General features: G+C 70.5%; 16 protein-coding genes. 7 read left to right on the top strand and 9 right to left on the bottom strand.

All coding sequences use genetic code 11. The features are described 5' to 3' along the window. Positions 1–3: 3 nt before the first annotated feature. The 3 genes from ABZ078_RS29865 to ABZ078_RS29855 are packed head-to-tail and all read left to right on the top strand — an operon-like array spanning position 4 to position 2,530. Entirely contained in the window at positions 4–975 is a 972-nt protein-coding gene (locus ABZ078_RS29865; RefSeq protein WP_356580320.1) for an LLM class flavin-dependent oxidoreductase, read from the top strand. After that, positions 972–1,580: a flavoprotein gene (locus ABZ078_RS29860; protein ID WP_356580318.1), complete on the top strand. Its 609-nt coding sequence runs from the start codon at positions 972–974 to the stop codon at positions 1,578–1,580. Before ABZ078_RS29865 ends, ABZ078_RS29860 begins: the two co-directional genes overlap by 4 nt. Then, positions 1,580–2,530, top strand: coding sequence for a hypothetical protein (locus ABZ078_RS29855; RefSeq protein WP_356580316.1), 951 nt, complete (start codon positions 1,580–1,582; stop codon positions 2,528–2,530). The genes ABZ078_RS29860 and ABZ078_RS29855 overlap by 1 nt, the downstream gene beginning before the upstream one ends. Before the next feature lie 322 nt (positions 2,531–2,852). Here ABZ078_RS29855 and ABZ078_RS29850 read toward each other — a convergent pair whose 3' ends face one another. Continuing rightward, positions 2,853–3,530 carry a response regulator transcription factor gene (locus ABZ078_RS29850; protein WP_356580314.1) on the bottom strand — a complete coding sequence of 226 codons (678 nt, stop codon included), beginning with the start codon at positions 3,528–3,530 and terminating at the stop codon, positions 2,853–2,855. Positions 3,531–4,136: 606 nt separating this feature from the next. Here ABZ078_RS29850 and ABZ078_RS29845 point away from each other — a divergent pair. Next, complete coding sequence (locus ABZ078_RS29845) at positions 4,137–4,505, top strand: helix-turn-helix domain-containing protein (protein WP_356580312.1); 369 nt, start codon at positions 4,137–4,139, stop codon at positions 4,503–4,505. A gap of 542 nt (positions 4,506–5,047) precedes the next feature. On the opposite strand, the gene ABZ078_RS29840 is transcribed toward ABZ078_RS29845, so the two are convergent. From ABZ078_RS29840 to ABZ078_RS29815, 6 genes are all read right to left on the bottom strand, one after another. Further along, positions 5,048–6,787, bottom strand: coding sequence for a VanW family protein (locus tag ABZ078_RS29840; RefSeq protein ID WP_356580310.1), 1,740 nt, complete (start codon positions 6,785–6,787; stop codon positions 5,048–5,050). 223 nt (positions 6,788–7,010) lie between these two features. After that, positions 7,011–8,168: a DUF475 domain-containing protein gene (locus ABZ078_RS29835; protein ID WP_356580308.1), complete on the bottom strand. Its 1,158-nt coding sequence runs from the start codon at positions 8,166–8,168 to the stop codon at positions 7,011–7,013. A 2-nt stretch (positions 8,169–8,170) separates the two neighbouring features. After that, the gene (locus ABZ078_RS29830; RefSeq protein WP_356580306.1) at positions 8,171–8,566 is read right to left on the bottom strand and encodes a universal stress protein; all 396 of its coding nucleotides are present in this window, start codon (positions 8,564–8,566) and stop codon (positions 8,171–8,173) included. 75 nt (positions 8,567–8,641) lie between these two features. Further along, on the bottom strand, positions 8,642–10,144 hold the full coding sequence (locus ABZ078_RS29825) for a tripartite tricarboxylate transporter permease (protein WP_356580305.1): 1,503 nt from the start codon (positions 10,142–10,144) through the stop codon (positions 8,642–8,644). 7 nt (positions 10,145–10,151) lie between these two features. Beyond that, a complete protein-coding gene (locus ABZ078_RS29820) occupies positions 10,152–10,691 on the bottom strand; it encodes a tripartite tricarboxylate transporter TctB family protein (RefSeq protein ID WP_356580303.1) in 540 nt (179 codons plus the stop codon). Next, on the bottom strand, positions 10,688–11,692 hold the full coding sequence (locus tag ABZ078_RS29815) for a tripartite tricarboxylate transporter substrate-binding protein (protein ID WP_356580302.1): 1,005 nt from the start codon (positions 11,690–11,692) through the stop codon (positions 10,688–10,690). Before ABZ078_RS29815 ends, ABZ078_RS29820 begins: the two co-directional genes overlap by 4 nt. A gap of 97 nt (positions 11,693–11,789) precedes the next feature. On the opposite strand from ABZ078_RS29815, the gene ABZ078_RS29810 reads away from it, so the two are divergent. Together ABZ078_RS29810 and ABZ078_RS29805 are read left to right on the top strand one after the other, a co-directional pair. Further along, on the top strand, positions 11,790–13,523 hold the full coding sequence (locus ABZ078_RS29810; protein WP_356580300.1) for an ATP-binding protein: 1,734 nt from the start codon (positions 11,790–11,792) through the stop codon (positions 13,521–13,523). Further along, positions 13,520–14,200: a response regulator gene (locus ABZ078_RS29805; protein WP_356580298.1), complete on the top strand. Its 681-nt coding sequence runs from the start codon at positions 13,520–13,522 to the stop codon at positions 14,198–14,200. Before ABZ078_RS29810 ends, ABZ078_RS29805 begins: the two co-directional genes overlap by 4 nt. A 72-nt stretch (positions 14,201–14,272) precedes the next feature. Here the strand turns inward: ABZ078_RS29805 and ABZ078_RS29800 are convergent, their stop codons facing one another. Next, positions 14,273–14,530 (bottom strand): DUF1876 domain-containing protein, encoded by a 258-nt coding sequence (locus ABZ078_RS29800; RefSeq protein ID WP_356580296.1) that lies wholly within the window; start codon positions 14,528–14,530, stop codon positions 14,273–14,275. 445 nt (positions 14,531–14,975) lie between these two features. On the opposite strand from ABZ078_RS29800, the gene ABZ078_RS29795 reads away from it, so the two are divergent. Beyond that, positions 14,976–16,247, top strand: coding sequence for an MFS transporter (locus ABZ078_RS29795; protein WP_356580294.1), 1,272 nt, complete (start codon positions 14,976–14,978; stop codon positions 16,245–16,247). Positions 16,248–16,259: 12 nt separating this feature from the next. Here ABZ078_RS29795 and ABZ078_RS29790 read toward each other — a convergent pair whose 3' ends face one another. Continuing rightward, positions 16,260–17,369 carry a rod shape-determining protein gene (locus ABZ078_RS29790; RefSeq protein WP_356580292.1) on the bottom strand — a complete coding sequence of 370 codons (1,110 nt, stop codon included), beginning with the start codon at positions 17,367–17,369 and terminating at the stop codon, positions 16,260–16,262. Between the last annotated feature and the right edge of the window lie 25 nt (positions 17,370–17,394).

Genomic DNA, 17,394 nt, shown 5'->3' with positions numbered 1-17,394 from the left:
GAAATGCTCACGACAAGCGTCATCTATCCGGCACAACCCACCGATCTCGGCAGTGTGATCCCGTACGCCCGGCTGGCGGAGAACTCCTCCGGCAGACGCCTTTGGTGCGGTCAGTCGCTGCTCCTCGACTCCCACCAGCTTTTCGCCGCGCTCGCCGGCACGGGAATGGACCTCGGTTTCGGTACAGCGGTCTCGGTCATGCCGCTACGGCATCCGATGGCCGCGGCGCAGAGCGCCTTCTCGACGGCCATCCTGTCCGGGCACTCCTTCGTGGCCGGGACAGGGCCGGGCCCCGTGGACTTCCAGCGGGAGATCCTCGGCGCCGCCTACGACAAACCGGTCACCGCCACCCGACGCTACGTCGCCGGCATGCGAGCGATGCTGGACAGCACCGTCGTCACCGAGGCCACCATGCGGCCCACCCGGGCGCGGTCGCCGCTGTTGCCCGCGCCTCCGGTCGAGGTCGGCCTGGGGGTACTGCGTGAGCCGATGGCCCGGCTGGCCGGAGAATGCGCCGACTGGGCCATCACCTGGCTGACACCGCACACCTACATCCGCGACCGCCTCGCACCGGCGATCGCGGAGTCGGCGGCGCGGGCGGGGCGGACGGTGCCACGCCTGGCCGCCGTCGTGCACTGCGCGGTGGCCCGCCCCGGGCGTGACCTCGTCAACACGGCGCTCCAGCCGTCCCGCGCTCACCTGCAAGCGCCGCACTACTGCGACATGCTCAACCAGGCGGGCGTGCCGGTCGACCCGGCCGACCCGCGTGCCGGCGCGGAGCTCCTGCTGTCGCGCGGCGTGGTGGCCACCGGTACCCCCGAGGACATCGCGGACACCCTCGGTGCCTACCACGCCGCCGGGGTCGACGAGGTCATCGTCAACGTCGCAGGGGTGCACCTCGTCGACGGGCCGGGTGCCGCCCTGCGGGACCTGTCCGCGATCCTCACCGCAGTCGAGAAAAGAGGTGACCGATGACCGGCGCCCTGCCCCCCGCCGCCGCTGAGCCGCCCGCCTTCGGCGCCCGACGCCTTCTGTACGTGGTGACCGGCGGTTTGCAGGCCATGTTCATGCCCCAGTGGCTGTCCTGGCTGCGGACCTCCTATCCCGAAACGCAGATCCGCTACGCCGTCACCCCCTCCGCCCGCCGTTTCCTGGGCACCACCGCCGTGGCGGCCGCGGGAGGCGCCGGGCTGCCCCTCGTCGACACCTGGACCGAGGAGCCCGACCACGCCGAACACGTCGAACTGTCCATCTGGCCGGACGCCGTCCTGGTCCACCCGGCCACCATGCACTTCGTCGCCCGCCTGTCCCTCGGCCTGGCCGACACCCCGGTGTTGCTCGCCCTGCAGTGCACGACGGCGCCCATCGTGGTGTGCCCCTCCCTGCCGCCCAACGGTCACACCAACCCGGCATACCAGCGGCACATCGCCGAACTCGCCGGCCGCGACAACGTCACCGTCCTGCCCCCGGTACCCGGGGTGAGCATGACGACGGGCGAGGCGAACATCGGCACGTCGGTTCTGCTGCCGCAGGCCATCGCGGCGCTGGAGGACCTGCGCTCCTGGAGAGAGGCCACCTGATGACCACCGCGAGTGCGCCCGAGGTCCTGTCCTCGTTCGGTACCGGGCTGCAACACACCCGTGTTCTGGCTCTGCCCGACGGGGGCATCGGGTGGGAGCACACCCCGGGTCCCGACAACCCCGATCCCCGTCGATCGGTGCAGCCGGGCTTCGTCGGCAGAGCCCGTGAGGCGTCCGACACGTACACGTCCTTCGCCGTCCCGTGCGACGGTGCCGACGGGCGCTGGCTCTGGCGGACCACCGGTCGCCGCAGCGCCGCCCAACTGCTGCTGTCCGCGGACGACCTGGACGGCCGACTGGAACCGGTCTTCCGGCGCCTCGGCGAACGCCTGAAGGCGTTGCACGCCGTCAGTTCCCACGACGACCGGCCCGGCGACTACCCCCGGCCGGCGGGGGCGGCCAGGCTGATGGCGTGGCTCGACGGAGGTGGCGGGCCCCGGGCCGCCACCGGCTGGCGTCAGCTGCTGCGCATGAGGCTGGGTGCGCGACGCTGGGAGGAACTGCGCGAACTCACCCACGGAGTGCTGCACCCGGCGCCGGGCGCCCCGGTCACCGTGGTGCACGGCTGGCTCGGGCTCGGAATGATCGTCATCGCCGACAGCGTCGAAAGCACACCCGGCGCGGTGGTCCTGTCCGGTCCCCACGCCACATGGTCGAGCCCCGAGACGGACCTGGCCTGCACGGTCGGCGAGCTTCTCGAACTGACCCTGACCGCCGAACGGCTGGGCGACCCCCAGCCGATGTTCGGCAGGCTCAGGGACGCGCTGCTGGCGGGATACGGGCCCGGGTGGGACCAGGAGAGTGTCGCGACCGGCGCGGTCGTACGGATCGTCACCCACGCCCACGACTTCGGGGCCTACGTCGGCTGGAGCCCCGACATACACCACTACGTCCCGATGATCGCCGACCTGATCGACAGCCGCGGCGCCGCTGCCCTACCGCCGCGGTAACCCCCGGCCTCGCCTCCGTCGTACGTCGCGACGGAGGCGAGAGGCGGCGGCCGGTCGGTGTGCTGAGTCTGCCGACGCGCCATGTCGGGCGTGTTCCCGACCGGCCGGCCTCGCCGGGCACCGGTGGTGCCGTCACCGCGGTGACGGCCGTGCGCCCCGTCGTCTTCGGCCTGTGGTCGCCGTGGTGGCGACGGCACTCGACGCGGCGTACCCCCGGTCGGTTCCTTGCGGCTCTCCCCGTGGCACGAGGACCTGCCGGCCGACGAGCAGGGGTTCCGCGAGTCGGTGGAAGGACAGCGTCGGTGAAAGGCGGCGGCGCCGGTCAGTGTTCCCCCTGCACGGCCCCGTTCGCCCAGGCCCAGCCGGCCACCTCCACGCGGTTGCGCAGGCCCAACTTGGCCTGGACGTGAGCCAGGTGTGTCTTGACGGTGGACAGGGACAGGCGCAGCTGGTCGCTGATCTCCTGGTTGGTGCGGCCCACCGCGACCAGCCGGACGACGTCCATCTCCCTGGCGCTGAGCAGTGAATCCTCCGGAGCGCCGACGGGGCTGCCCGCCTGCGCCGACCTGTCCAGGCGCTTGAGCAGCCGTGATGTCACCGCGGGCGAGACGAGCGCGTCCCCGCGGGCCGCGGCCCGCACCGCCTCCACGAGCAACGCGGGAGTGGCGTCCTTCAGCAGAAACCCGCACGCCCCGTTGCGCAGCGCGGCATCGAGGTAGTCATCGCTGTCGAAGCTGGTGATCACCACGACGCGGATCGGGTCCGGCACGCCTGGGCCGGCCAGCAGCCGGGTCACCTCCAGCCCGTCCAGCTTCGGCATGCGTATGTCCACCAGACACACGTCCGGCCGCAGTGCACGCGCCAGCTCGACGCACACCGCCCCGTCGGCGGCCTCGCCGACCACCTCGACGTTCGGTGTGGCGTCGAGGATGAGCCGGAAACCACACCGGACCAGACCCTGGTCGTCGGCAATCAGCACGCGCGTTTTCGAGGCAGTCACGTGCCAATCTTGTCACCTCAGCCGAACGGCCGATGGCAGGTGAGCGGATATCGATCATGTGGCTGATGCCCCGTCGCCCGGTCATGGGAGAAGATCGATACATATCGTCACCGCAAAGTTCGGACGAGCGTGGGAGCGCACCCTTGAATGGATACGATCGGGCGCCGGAGCCTTCACTCCCGGTCCGAGCCGCGACGCGAACGCCGGTTATCAATCAGTTATGGGAACTCGCTCCGACGAACGGTTATCCATCGGGCCTACCTGAAATGGCGTGGGTGAATTGATGGTGATCAACAGGGGAACTTATCTCCGATTAATGTGAGTCGGATCACAGTGATTCGGGCGAAGGGTCTCAGGGTTGTGAACGAGGGCCTAATGGAGAGCCGATGAGGATTATTTAATCTGCTGATCGTTGACCAATGCACAAAATTCGTGATTCTATTCTGCCGCCCCCTCGTGGTGGTCTGTTTTTCGTACGTCATCGCTTCGGTCCACGGGTTACGTTCGGCCGTAGAGGGCTGGTTGTTCTGCCCTGGGTGAGAATCAGGCTCGCGCCGGCTCTCGGTGGTTCGGACGTTGGAACCAGAGGTAAGGAAAAGAGGCATCGTGGCACGTCCTCCGGCTATCTCTCCCCAAGCAAAAGCAGAACTCGTACTCGCGGTCCTGTCCAGTCGGGTCTCCGTCGCGGAAGCGGCCCGGAAAGCCGGTGTCTCGGGCCAGGCGGTAAGCAACTGGCGCCGCCAGTTCGTCGAAGCAGGCATCAAGGGACTTGAGGGCGGTGACCGGCAGAGCACCGAGCGGGAGCGTCAGCTCCGCGCTGAAGTGGTTGAGCTGAAAAAAGCTCTGGGTGAGGTTTACATTCAGTTGCGTGCCCAGCGTGCGCTGGTCGACGGCAAGAACGGCATTGCGAATTCCCGGCGTGGCTACGCGTCGTCGGCGAATATATCGCGCTATCGCTCCGTGGTGTCTTCCTGAGCGGCTGGGTCTGCTGGGTCTGCTGGGCCTGAATGCGCGGCATGCCCGCCGGGACGCATCGCCTTTTACCGCGGGACGCCTTCGCCACCGAACAAAGGGGCTGTCCCGGGACAGGAAGACGGCCGAGTGTCTGACCTCACCGCGAGCTGGGCGACGCTCGTGCGAGCAGCGTCGACCTGCCGGATGAGCGCCGCTGCTTGGTGTCTCATGGCCCGTTCGACCTGGGCTTGGACCCGCCGCGCGGGCGCTCACCGTGATCGAGTGGCGCGCGCGGCGGGTCGCGGGTGAGGTTGGGGCGTCGGCAGGGGTGGTTGTGGCGGCCTGGGCCAGGCGGGCGTGTAGCGCGTCGCCTGCTCGGCTGCGCTGTCGTCGGGCAGGGGGGTGGCGTTTTCCGTCGGTGCGGAGGATGTCGGCCCGCCCGGGGCCCGCCGCGTCGGACTTGGCCTCGACCGCGTGGACGGGTTTCGGCGTCCGTCGCCGCACATGCCCCACCAAGCGCCATGGCGGACCGGAGATGCCGCGACCGGCGGGTTGCCCGGAGGTCACTCGCAGACGATCTCGTCGCGAGGGTCGTAGTGCGTGCGGAACGGCTCCCGTTTCACCTCTTTGCCGTCGGCGTAGAAGACCCGCTCGACGGTGACGTCGAACCCTTCCAGCGGAGTCTGCGGCACGCACTTGTCGTCGGTGCGCACCTTCTTCTCCGGCTGCTCGACCTTCGTGCGTGGCCCGGTGACCGACTCGATCTCGTCGTACTTGCGGGTGCCGAGGAACGTGATGGTCACCGAGGTGTCCGTGGACTCGGCCTGGATGGAGATGGCGTTGCCGGAGTCGTTGCGGAACCGCAGGTCCAGGCTGCCCCAGGCGACCGTCGCCTCGCGGCCCTCCGGGTAGCGCTCGATGTAGAAGGAGTGCGCGCCGTACTCCACGGGCTTGACGCCGGCGAAGAACATCGCGTTGAACATGGTGGTGGCCACGGCGGAGACACCGCCGCCGGGCGCCTTCGTGTACTGGTCGTCGAGGATCATGATGCCCTCGACGAAGCCGTTCTCCTCCGTGCGCTCACCGACGGTCCGGTTGAAGCTCCACATGTCGCCCGGCATGACGACGGAGCCGTTGATCAGTTCCGCGGCGCGGCCGATGTTCTTCGTGCGGTACGGCGCCGGCTCGAAGTTGACCGTGAACGAGGACATCTTCTCCGTCAGGCCCAGCCGTTCGGCGTTCTCGGCGGTCACCTGTGGCCGTGTCATGCGCGCGGCGATCTCGCCGGTGCGGTCGGTGCCCGACCTGGTCAGCAGGGGCATGACGGCCTCGCCCAGCGCCTTGTCGGTGACCTGGACGCCGGCCCTGGCGTCGTCGGCCGCCACGACCCGGTCGCCGTCCAGGCGCAGCGAGGCGTTGCGGGGCTCGGCGGGCAGGTCGGCCAGGGGGCGGGCCACCGCGGGGTCGGCGCGCAGGCCCTTGGCGTCCAGCTTCGGGGTCAGCCTGCCGGAGTCGTCCGGCCGCATCGTCAGGTGCTCGCCCAGGACATCCGGGTCGATCGTGAACCGCCGGTCGGCCACGGTCAGCCTGATCGGCCAGGACATGGCCGGCTCGGCGAACTCGCGTACCGCCCGCCGTACCTCGCGCTCCGTGACCTTCGGCTTGGTCTCGCGGGCGGGCAGGGCCGTGACGGAGCCGGCCTCGCCGCGCAGGAAGGCGGCGCGCAGCGGCTCGACGGCGGCGTCCGTGTCCAGCGCGTGGCCGTCGCGCGGGGCGACCTGCCGGACCCGGCCGTCCTCGAAGGCGACGGCGCCGTCGCGCACCTTCCGGTCGAGCGACTTCGCCAGCCTGCCGAGGCCGGAGTGGGCCTTGTCCTCGTCGACGCGGACGACCGGTTCGACGGCGCCGCCCGAGCGGAACAGCCCGCCGATCACGGTGAACGGATCGGCGTCGTCGGTGCGCGCCGCGCGGTCCACCGTTCCCTCGTAGTCGAAGGTGATGCCGACCTGCCGCGGGTCGACCGTGCCCTTGCGGTCCCCGACCGTCACGGTCAGCTCCCGGGCGGCGGCCGGTCCGAGCCGGTCCTCCAGCTTGCGGACGGCCTCCGCGCGGCTCAGGCCGCCGATGTCCACGCCGCGCACCGTGGTGCCCGCCTCTATGTCGCCGCCCGCGAGCAGCAGCCCGGCGAGATACAGGCCACCCACGCCGAGGGTCAGCGCCCCGCCGGCCAGGGCGAGGGGCGGCAGGGACGTTATGCGGGGAGCCGAGGCTCCTCGCGGGACGGAGGGGATGCGCAGGCGCATGGGTCTCCCGGGCGGATCGGCGGGCGGTGCGTTCCGATGACACGACGCTGTGCGTGAGGCAAGCACATCCAGCTAGCCATAACCGGGCGAAATCGCCTATGTCGCAGACCACGTATGTCTCAGGTCACGCCAGTGCCGCAGCCGTCGCCCACACGGTCGCCCCCGACGAACGACGCGAGGGACGTGCCGGGCACGTCCCCCGTCACGCCCCGTCACGCCCCCGTCACGCCCCGGACGGCACCTCCGTCCCCTCGTCCGGCGTCACGTCCGGCGTCACGTCCTGCGCCTCGGACGCCGCCAGTGCCTTGTTGCGGCGGACGGAGGCGATGAAGGACGCGGCGATCAGGACGATTCCGATCAGGCCGGTGATGATCTCGCTGATCTGGTGCTGGATGGTGATCAGCAGGATCGCGGCGAGCGCGCCGATCGCGTAGTGGGCGCCGTGCTCCAGGTACACGTACTCGTCGAGGGTGCCCTGGCGGACCAGGTACACCGTCAGGGACCGGACGTACATGGCGCCGATGCCGAGGCCGAGCGCCATCCAGAAGATGTGGTTGGTGATGGCGAAGGCGCCGATCACCCCGTCGAAGGAGAAGGACGCGTCCAGCACCTCCAGGTACAGGAAGAGGAAGAACGCCGCCTTGCCGGCGAGGGCGACCACCGGGACCGGCCGGCCTTCCGCCCTGGCCTTCTCCTTCTCCTCGTGCTCGTGTTCCTCCTCCTTTTCGAGCTTGTCCTCGAAGTAGCCGGAGAGGCCGCCGACCACGAGGTAGGTGATCAGACCCGCGACGCCGGAGAGCAGCACGGTGGCGGTCTTGTCCGCGTGGCCCGTGCTGACGTGGGCGTGGCCGGCGAAGGTCATCGCGGTCGCCAGCAGGATGATCAGCGCGACGCAGACCGACAGCATGTCGATCCTGCCGAGCTTGGCCAGCGGGCGCTCCAGCCAGCCGAGCCACTTGATGTCCCGGTCCTCGAGGATGAAGTCCAGGAAGATCATCAGCAGGAACATGCCGCCGAAGGCCGCGATCGCCGGGTGCGCGTCGGTGACCAGGTTCTCGTAGCGCTCGGGTTCGTCCAGGGCGAGCTGGACCGCCTCCACCGGACCGACCTTGGCGCTGATCGCGACGATCACCACGGGGAAGATCAGCCGCATGGCGAACACCGCGATCAGGATGCCGACGGTGAGGAAGATCTTCTGCCAGAAGGCGTTCATCTTCTTCAGGATCCCGGCGTTGACGACCGCGTTGTCGAAGGACAGCGAGATCTCCAGGATCGACAGGATCAGGACCAGCCCGAAGGCCTCCCAGCCCCACTGCCACGCGGCGAAGGCGAGGCCGAGCGCCGTGACGGCGAACGACCAGCCGAAGGTCCGCAGCACCATCGTCAGCCCTCCGCCTTCACGGCGAGGACCGGACAGCCCACGCCCAGCAGGATCTGCTGGGCCGCCGAGCCCATGATCAGCTTGCCGACCGCGCTGCGCCGCCGCAGGCCGATCACCACCAGGGACGCCTCCCACTGCTCGGCGAGGTCGATGATCTCCTCGGCGGCGTCCCGGGCGCCGAGGACCTGGCGGACGTCGAAGTCGACGCCCAGGGCCGCGAGGTCCTCGCGTACGTGGGCCAGGTCGGGCTCCTGGGCGAAGCGGGGGTCCGCCAGGGAGTCGCCCCGGGTGGTGTTCACCACCAGGAGCTTCTCGCGGCGTCGGTGGGCCTCGTCGATCGCCGCGCGCAGGGCCGCCTCCCCCTCGGGGGAGGGGACGTAGCCGACCAGGATGGTCATCTCGATCTCCAGGAGTCTCAGGCGTCTCGGACGTAAGGGGTCAGGGATCTCAGGTGCCGCGGTGGCCCGGCTGTCTCAGGCGGCGCTTCGCGCGCGCAGCGGACGTACGACGAACCGGCCGATCAGCGGCCACATCAGGACCAGCGCGATCACCGCGTAGACCGTGTACGACACCGGGCCGCCCAGCAGGCCCGACAGCTCGCCGCCGGACAGCTGGAGTGAGCGCCGGCCCTGGAGCTCCGCGCGCGGGCCCAGGATCACGCCGACGATCAGCGGCAGGACCGGCAGCCCGAAGCGGCGCATGGCGAAGCCGAGGAGGCCCAGTGTGAGCAGGATGAACAGGTCGAGGGGCTGGGCGTTGACGGCGTAGGCGCCCATCGAGGCGAAGAAGAGGATGCCCGCGTAGAGGTACGGCCGCGGGATCTGGAGCAGCTTCGCCCACGCCGGGGCCAGGGGAAGGTTCAGGAGCAACAGCAGCAGGTTGCCGATGAACAGGCTGGCGATCAGGATCCAGACCAGGCTCGCCTCGCGCTCGAACAGGAGCGGGCCGGGCTGGATGCCGTACGACTGGAAGGCCGCCAGCATCACCGCCGCCGTGGCGTTCGTCGGCAGGCCGATCGCCAGCATCGGGACCAGTGTGCCCGCCGCCGACGCGTTGTTCGCGGCCTCCGGGCCGGCCACGCCCTCGATCGCGCCCTTGCCGAACTCCTCGGGGTGCTTGGTGAGCCGCTTCTCCGTGGCGTACGACAGGAACGTCGGGATCTCCGCGCCGCCGGCCGGCAGCGCGCCGAACGGGAAGCCGTACGCCGTGCCCCGCAGCCAGGGCTTCCAGGACCGCTTCCAGTCCTTCTTGCCCATCCACGGGCGGCCCACCGGGATCACCTCGGCCGGCTTGCGGCGCAGGTGCGCGGCCACCCACAGTGCCTCGCCGACGGCGAAGATGCCGACCGCCACCACGACGACGTCGATTCCGTCGGCCAGCTGCGGGACGCCCAGGGTCAGCCGCTGCTGGCCGGACACCGCGTCGATGCCGACCAGGCCGATCGTCAGGCCCAGGAGAAGGGAGATGAAGCCACGGATGCGGGACGAGCCCAGGACCGACGTCACCGCGATGAACGCCAGCAGCATCAGCGCGAAGTAGTCGGGAGCGCCCAGGCTGACCGCGAAGTCCACCACGAACGGGGTGACCAGGACCAGCAGCAGCGTGCCGATCGTGCCCGCCACGAAGGAGCCGATGGCCGCCGTGGCCAGGGCCTGGGCCGCCCGGCCCGCCTTCGCCATCTTGTTGCCCTCGATGGCCGTGACCACGGAGGAGGACTCGCCGGGGGTGTTGAGGAGGATCGATGTCGTCGAGCCGCCGTACATGCCGCCGTAGAAGATGCCGGCGAACATGATGAACGCCTGCACTGGCTCCATGCCGTAGGTGACGGGCAGCAGCAGGGCCACCGTCATCGCCGGGCCGATGCCCGGCAGGACGCCCACCGCGGTGCCGATCACGACGCCGATGAGGGCGAGCAGCAGGTTCATCGGGTCCATGACGTCCGCGAAGCCCCGCATGAGGTTGTTCAGGTTGTCCATGCGGGCCTCACAGGATTCCTTGCAGGACGCCGGCGGGGAGGTTCACGCCGAGGCCGATCGCGAACGCGTAGAACGTCGTCAGGGACAGCGTCACGGCGATGAGCAGATTGCGTATGTAGTGACGGTTGCCGAGGGCGAACGCCGTGCCCCAGAAAAGCAGGGCGCCGCTGATCACCCAGCCGAGGCGCTCGATGAGCAGCGCGTTCGCCAGGAACACCGCGATCAGCAGCACCACGGTGCGCCAGTCGCTGCCGCTCGACAGGTCGACGTCCTCGCCGGCCTCCGGTTCACCGCGGCCGCCCCGGGCCACGTCGACCGCGTACAGCACCGCGAGCAGGACGAGCAGGCCGCCCAGGATCAGGGGCACCGCGCGCGGGCCGACCGGGTCGGTGCCGCTGGTGACGTGCGCGATGCCGAGGGCGTCGACGATCACGGCGGTGCCCAGCAGGGCGAGGAACACGCAGACGCCGTACTGCGCGCGGTCCCCGCCCTCCCGGGACGGACGGGAGTCCTCCACGGTTCCTTCGTCCTTCACCTGGGAGCTCATGCCAGCCCGAGCTCGGCCAGCAGGTCGGCGACCGCCTTGTCCTGCTCGGTCAGATAGGTGCCGAACTCGTCACCCGTGGCGAAGGCGTCGACCCAGCCGTTCTTCTCCAGCTGCGCCTTCCACTCGTCGGAGTCGTGCATCTTGGTCAGCGAGTCGATCCAGGTCTGCTTCTGCTCCGCGGTGATGCCGGGAGGGGCGACGATGCCGCGCCAGTTGGTGAAGACCAGGTCGATGCCGGAGTCCTTGAGCGTGGGGGCGTCCTTCAGCGCGTCGATCGGCTTCTCGCTCGTCACCGCGAGGACCCGCACCTGGCCGGCCTCGATCTGGTCGAGGAACTCACCGAACCCGCTGGCCCCGAACGCGATCTTGTTGCCGAGGATGGCCGGCAGCAGTTCGCCGCCGCCGTCGTAGGAGACGAAGTTGACGTCCTTCGGCTTGATGCCGACGGCCTTCGCCAGCTGCATCGGCAGCAGGTGGTCGGGGCCGCCCGGCGACGAACCGCCGCCCACGGCAAGCTTCTTGGGGTTCTTCTTCCAGGCGGTGACGAGGTCGTCCATCGTCTTGTACGGGGAGTCCTTCGGCACGACGATCGCGCCGGCCTCCTCGATCAGCTTGGCGATCGGCGTGGTGTCGGTCAGCGTCGCCTTGGACTTGGAGGTGTACGAGGCCCCGACGACACCCAGGCCCATCTGCATGGCCAGCTTGCCGTTGCCCTTCTCGTTCACCAGGCGCTGCAGACCCACCGTGCCGCTGGCGCCGGGCAGGTTGAAGACCTGGATCCCGGAGGCGACCTTGGTGTCCTGCATGACCTGGGAGACGGTGCGGGCGGTGAGGTCGTAACCGCTGCCCGGGGTGTTGGGGACCATCAGGCGCAGGCCGGTCACGGGCTTCCCGTTCCCGCCGCCGCCCTCCTCCTTGTCGGCGGTGGCGCCACAGGCGCTGACCGCGATCAGCGACACCGTGGCAAGAGCTCCGACAAGTGCGGCTCGTCGAGTTCTCATGGCTCATCTCTTTCGCTCGGCCCGTTCCGGCGCCATGATTGTGCGGTTCCTGAGACACCCCGTCTCGGTTGTGTGACCATTGAAGGTTGAGTTCATAGTGGTCATAACGTCACGGTCGCAACGGCGTCAGACGCTCGCAGGTGAGCTGCTCGTATGGCAGCTCGCCATTGTCGTGATCGTGCTGGCCGCCGTCGCCGCGGTCTCGCTGGCCCAGTCGAAGGCGACCTTCGACCGGGTCGAGGGGCGCCGGGTGACCGCGCTCGCCGAGGAGATGGCCGGCAACCCCCTTGTGCGCACCCAGCTCGTGCGGCCCGCTCCCGCCGAGATGCTCGCGCCGCTGCTCCAGTCCACGCTCACCAGGTCCGGCGTCACCTCCGCCACGGTCTCCGACGCCGACGGCGAGATCGTCGCCTCGACCAATCCGACGTTGGTCGGCACGCGGCTGCCGTCCGACGGTCCGCAGGTCACCGAGGGCCGCGGCTGGTCCGGTGAGCTGCCGGTGAACGGCGTCACCGAGCTGGTGGCGCAGGCGCCGGTACTCCAGGCGGAGGACGAGGACGCCCGCCGCCTCAAGGCCGGGGACCACCTCGGCACCGTGATGATCGGCCGGGCCTCGCCGTCGGTCTGGCAACGGCTGGTCGGCGCCTCGTCCTACCTGCTCGTCTACCTCGGCGTCGCCAGCGTCCTCGGGGTCGCCGGTTCCTGGCTGCTGGCCCGGCGGATCAAACGGCAGACCTTCGGCATGGAGCCGCGCGAGATCGCCGGGCTCGCGGAACACCGCGAGGCGATGCTGTTCGGGATCGCCGAGGGCGTGGTCGCCCTCGACCCGCAGCAGCGGCTCACGCTGGTGAACGCGGTCGGCCGCAGCCTGCTGGACCTGCCCGAGAACTGCGTCGGGATGAGCCTGGCCGACCTGGGGATCGAGGGGCGGCTGTACGACGTCCTGGCCGGGACCGCGGCCGAGGGGGAGCCCGGCGACCTCGCGCGACGGGACGAGGTCGTCGTACGCCGGGGCCGGGTCCTGGTGATGAACCGGATGGACGTCACCAAGGACGGCCGCCGCCTCGGCTCGGTGACGACGCTGCGCGACCGCACCGAACTCGCCCAGCTGGAACGGGAGTTGGGGTCATTCCGCAGCACCACCGAGCTGCTGCGCGCCCAGGCCCACGAGTTCTCCAACCAGCTCCACACCATCTCCGGGCTGATCCAGATCGGCGAGCACGACGAGGTCGTACGGTACGTCCGCGCCCTGCGCAAGCACCGCGAGTCGCTGGACCTGCACCTCACCAGCCGGGTCCGCGACCGGGCCGTCGCCGCGCTGCTCATGGCCAAGTCGGCGCTCGCCGCGGAACGCAAGGTGCGGCTGAAGATCTCCGAGCGCACGGCGCTGGAGCGGCTGGAGCCGACGGACTCCGCGGACGTGGCGACCGTCCTCGGCAACCTCGTGGACAACGCGGTCGACGCGGCCGCGAGCGGCACCAGAGCCGCATCACCATCAGCGTCACCGTCACCGTCACCGTCGGCCGGGGACGACGACCACGACGCGTGGGTGGAGGTAGAACTGCGCCAGGACGCCTCCAGCGTGGAGATCGTCGTACGGGACTCGGGGCCGGGCGTGGCTCCCGAGCTGGCGCAGGAGGTGTTCTCGCACGGGTTCACCACCAAGGCCGCGCAGGGCGGCGACCGGGGGATCGGTCTGGCCCTGACCCGGCTGGTGTGCAAACGCCGGGGCGGTGAGGTGTCGGTGGCCAACACGCCGGCGGGCGCCATGTTCACCGCCCGGATGTCCGTCGGCCGTCCGGCCGACCGAGTGACGGAGGGAGTCCGATGATCGATGTGCTGATCGTGGAGGACGACTTCATGGTGGCCCGGATCCACCGCGGATTCGTCAACGACGTCGACGGGTTCCGGGTGATCGGCACGGCGAACTGCGGGGAGCAGGCGCTCACCGCCGTCGCCGAGCTGCAACCCGACCTGGTGCTGCTCGACCTTTACCTGCCCGACATGTTCGGCCTGGAGATCATCCCCCGGCTGCGCACCGCCGGGCACGACTGCGACGTCATGGTGATCAGCGCGGCACGCGAGTCCGAGGCGGTCCGGGGCGCCGTACGCCAGGGTGTCGTCGACTATCTGCTGAAGCCGTTCGACGCCGGGGATCTGAGGACGCGCCTGGAGCAGTACGCGGCACGGCGGAGCAACCTGTACGCGGCCGTCGTCAGTGGGCAGTCCGACGTGGACCGCGCGCTGGCGCGGGGCGCGACGCCGGCCACCACGGCGGCGGTCCTGCCCAAGGGCATGAGCGTGGAGACGGCCGAACTGATCGAGCGCGAGCTGCGCGCGGCCGAGGGCAGCCTGTCCGCCGCGGAGTGTGCGGCGCGGCTGGGGGTGTCGCGGGTCAGTGCGCGGCGGTACCTGGAGCACTTCAGTGGGACGGGGCGGGCGGAGGTGTCGCTGCGGTATGGGCAGGCGGGGCGGCCGGAGCGGCGGTACAGCTGGCTGGGGGAGTGAGGCCGGTCGCGACGGGGTCGTGCTGCGCAGCCGGCCGGCCGGTGCCTGGTCGGCCGGCCGACGCCTGCCGTGTCACCGGTCGGCGGGACCGGCCAGCTGCACGATGTCGTCGGACGCCATGTCGTGCAGCCTGATGGCCAGGTCCTCCAGGGCGCGGCTGGCGGCGAGTTCGTCGCCGATCTCCGGGATCGGCCGGTCGATCGGATTGCGGTGGGCCACGCCCCGGCCGGTGACGGTGGAGGTGTCCTGAGCGCTCAGCACGGCCTCGGCGCGGGTGTCGTCGCCGTCCTCGGTGATATGGATCCGGACGGTCCAGTGCTTGTCTTCCATCGAGATCACTTCCGTACTACTGGGACAACGGGCTTCCCCTACAGACGAGCGTGCGCCTGTTCCCGGGCCGGGTCCAGCGCGGATGTACCGGGCCCGGTGGGCCGGTGCGGTCGCGGCGACGGTCGCACGCGACCCGGCGCACGGTGCCGAATCCCGAGCTTGCGCGGAGGCATGACAAGTGCCTCCGTGGGCACGATGTGCCGAAAGGTTGCGGAGAGAAGGCTGGTCGCAACGGACCCGGCCAGCCACGAGGAGGGCGCCATGAACCCCCAGGCAAACGTCCGCGTTCGTGTCACCCGTCGGCCCGCCGCTCCCCGCGACACGCGGGGCGAGATCGACCGACGCACGCCCTCGGGACGGCTGCTGCCGTACTGACAGCGACCAACGAGTCCGGCTGGCTGGTTCGTGGTCCAGGCGGACTGCGGTCGCCATAGGGTCGGCAGCTGTGACGATCACCTCGGATGCGGCGCCGCTCTGGCGGGACCATCAGTTCGCCCTGCTCGCCTCGGCGCGGATCTTCTCGGTTCTGGGCAACGGCTTCGCGCGGGTGGCGCTCGGGTTCGCCGTGCTGGCCCTGCCCGATGCGAGTCCGGGGCGGCTGTCGCTGGTGCTGGCCTGCCAGGCGTTGCCTCAGCTGGTGTTCATCCTGGTCGGCGGGGTGATTGCGGACCGGATGTCCCGGGTTCGGCTGATGGTTCTTTCCGACTGGGTCGGGATGGCGGCGTACGGGGGCCTGGCGGTCATGGTCCTGACGGGCCGCGCTCCGCTCGTGGCGATGTGTGCCCTGGCTGCCGTCGCCGGCACCGCGACCGCCCTGTTCTCCCCCGCCATGGACGGTGTGCTGCCGCTCCTGGTCGCCAAGGACCGGCTCCAGCGGGGCAACGCGCTGCTACGGATCGGCACCAACATCTCCCTGCTCCTGGGCCTGGCGCTGTCGGGCGTGACAGTGGCGATGGTCGGAGCGGGCTGGGCGCTGGCGCTGAACGCGGTCTCCTTCGCGGTCAGCGCGGTCCTGGTACTCCGGCTGCGTGTGCCGGGGCGGCCGCCGAAGGCGTCGTCCGGCTGGGCGGATCTGCGAGAGGGCTGGCAGGAGTTCTCCTCCCGGCAGTGGCTGTGGCCTGTGGTCGCGCAGTACGCGATGGTGGTCGCCGCGTTGAATGCCAACGTCGGTGTCCTGGGTCCGCTGGTGGCCGAGGAGCACCTGGGCGGCGCGCGTGCGTGGTCGGCCATCGTGACGGCCCAGGCACTGGGCACCCTCGCGGGCGCGGGGCTGGCCGCAAGGATCCGGGTGAAACGCCCGGTGCTGGTGGCCGTTCTCGCCACCTTCCCCGCCGCCGTACCGATCGCCCTGCTGGCCTCGCAGGCGCCGGTGTGGCTGATCGCCACGGCCATGTTCTGCTCCGGAATCGCCTCGGACATCTTCGCCGTGCTGTGGGTGACCACCATCCAGCGCGAGATCCCCGAGGAAGCTCTCTCCAGAGTCAGCTCCTACGACTCGTTCGGCTCGCTGGCCTTCGCGCCTCTTGGCCTCCTTGTCGCCGGTCCCGCGGCCGATGCCGTCGGTACCGGCCCCGCCCTGGCCGGCTGCGCGCTCCTGATCGTGCTGGCCACCGCCGCGACCCTCCTGTCTTCCTCCGTACGCGATCTCCGGGCGCCGGAAAGCACGGAAGCCCGGACCGTGCACGGGTCACCGGAGGCTGCGGAGTCAGCGGGGTAGCAGGACAGGCTGCTACGCGTGAGGCGCCTGGCCATCATGGTCGTGATCAGTGCCCGGTTCCGGTGCGTTGCCGCGGGCGTCACCCGCTGAGCCGGCCGGGTCCAGTTCCAGCGGGGCGATCCTGCCCTCCAGCATGGTGCCCAGGCCCTGTACGGCGCAGACGTCGGGGCGTTCGGCGATGTGCACGGGCATCCGGGTGGCCTGCTTCAGCATCTGGTCGAACCCGGGGAGCAGCGCGCTGCCGCCGACCATCATGATCCCGCGGTCGGCGAGGTCGGCGACCAGGTCGGGCGGGCACTCGCGCAGCACCTTGCCGATGGCGTCGAGCACCGCGGTGAGCGGGGTCTGGATGGCCTCCCGTACGGCGGCGGTGTCGACCTGGACGCTGCGGGCCAGGCCGGTGCAGACGTCCCGGCCGTGGATCTCGGTGGAGGCCGGGCCGTGCGGCGTGAGCCCGTTGCCGGAGAGGGCGAGCTGGAGGGGCCGTACGTTCTGGGCGGGCAGCATCAGCTCGTGCTCGTGCCGCAGGTGCTGCACGATCGCGTGGTCGACGGCCTCGCCGCCCACCCGGATGCGTTCGGCGGTGACGATGGCGCCGAGGGAGAGCACGGCGACCTCGGTCGCGGCCGCCCCGCACACCATGATCATGCTGGCCTCGGGCTGCTCCACGGGCAGCCCGCAGCCCACGGCGGCGGCGATCAGCGTGTCCACCAGCTCCACGCGTCGCGCGCCGAGCCCGACCAGGGTCTCCATGGCGGCGCGTCGGGCGAGCGGGTCGGGGTTGTGCGGCGTGCAGACCGCGGCGCGCAGGAAGGGCTTGCGGCGCAGGGAGCGGCGCATCTTGTCCCCGAGGAGGTGCCGCAGCATCCGCTGCGCCATCTCGATGTCGACGACGGTGCCGCCGGAGACGGGCCGTACGACGCGGATGTAGTCCGGGGTGCGACCGGTCATCCTCTCCGCGAACTCGCCGACCGCGATGAGGGCGCCGGTACGGGTGTTGACGGCCGCGGCGGAGGGCTGGTCGACGACGAGCCCGGCGCCCTTCACATAGACGCGGGTCCTGGCCGCCCCCAGGTCGACGGCGAAATGACAGCGGCGCAGCTGCTCCAGAGTGGCGGTCATGGCGGGTCCTCCCGAGAGCGCAGAC

It is taken from the genome of Streptomyces sp. NPDC006385 (genome assembly GCF_040612485.1).
Classification (GTDB): Bacteria; Actinomycetota; Actinomycetes; order Streptomycetales; family Streptomycetaceae; genus Streptomyces.
Note: the sequence above shows the minus strand (reverse complement) of the source record. Positions and strands in the feature narration are given on the sequence as shown.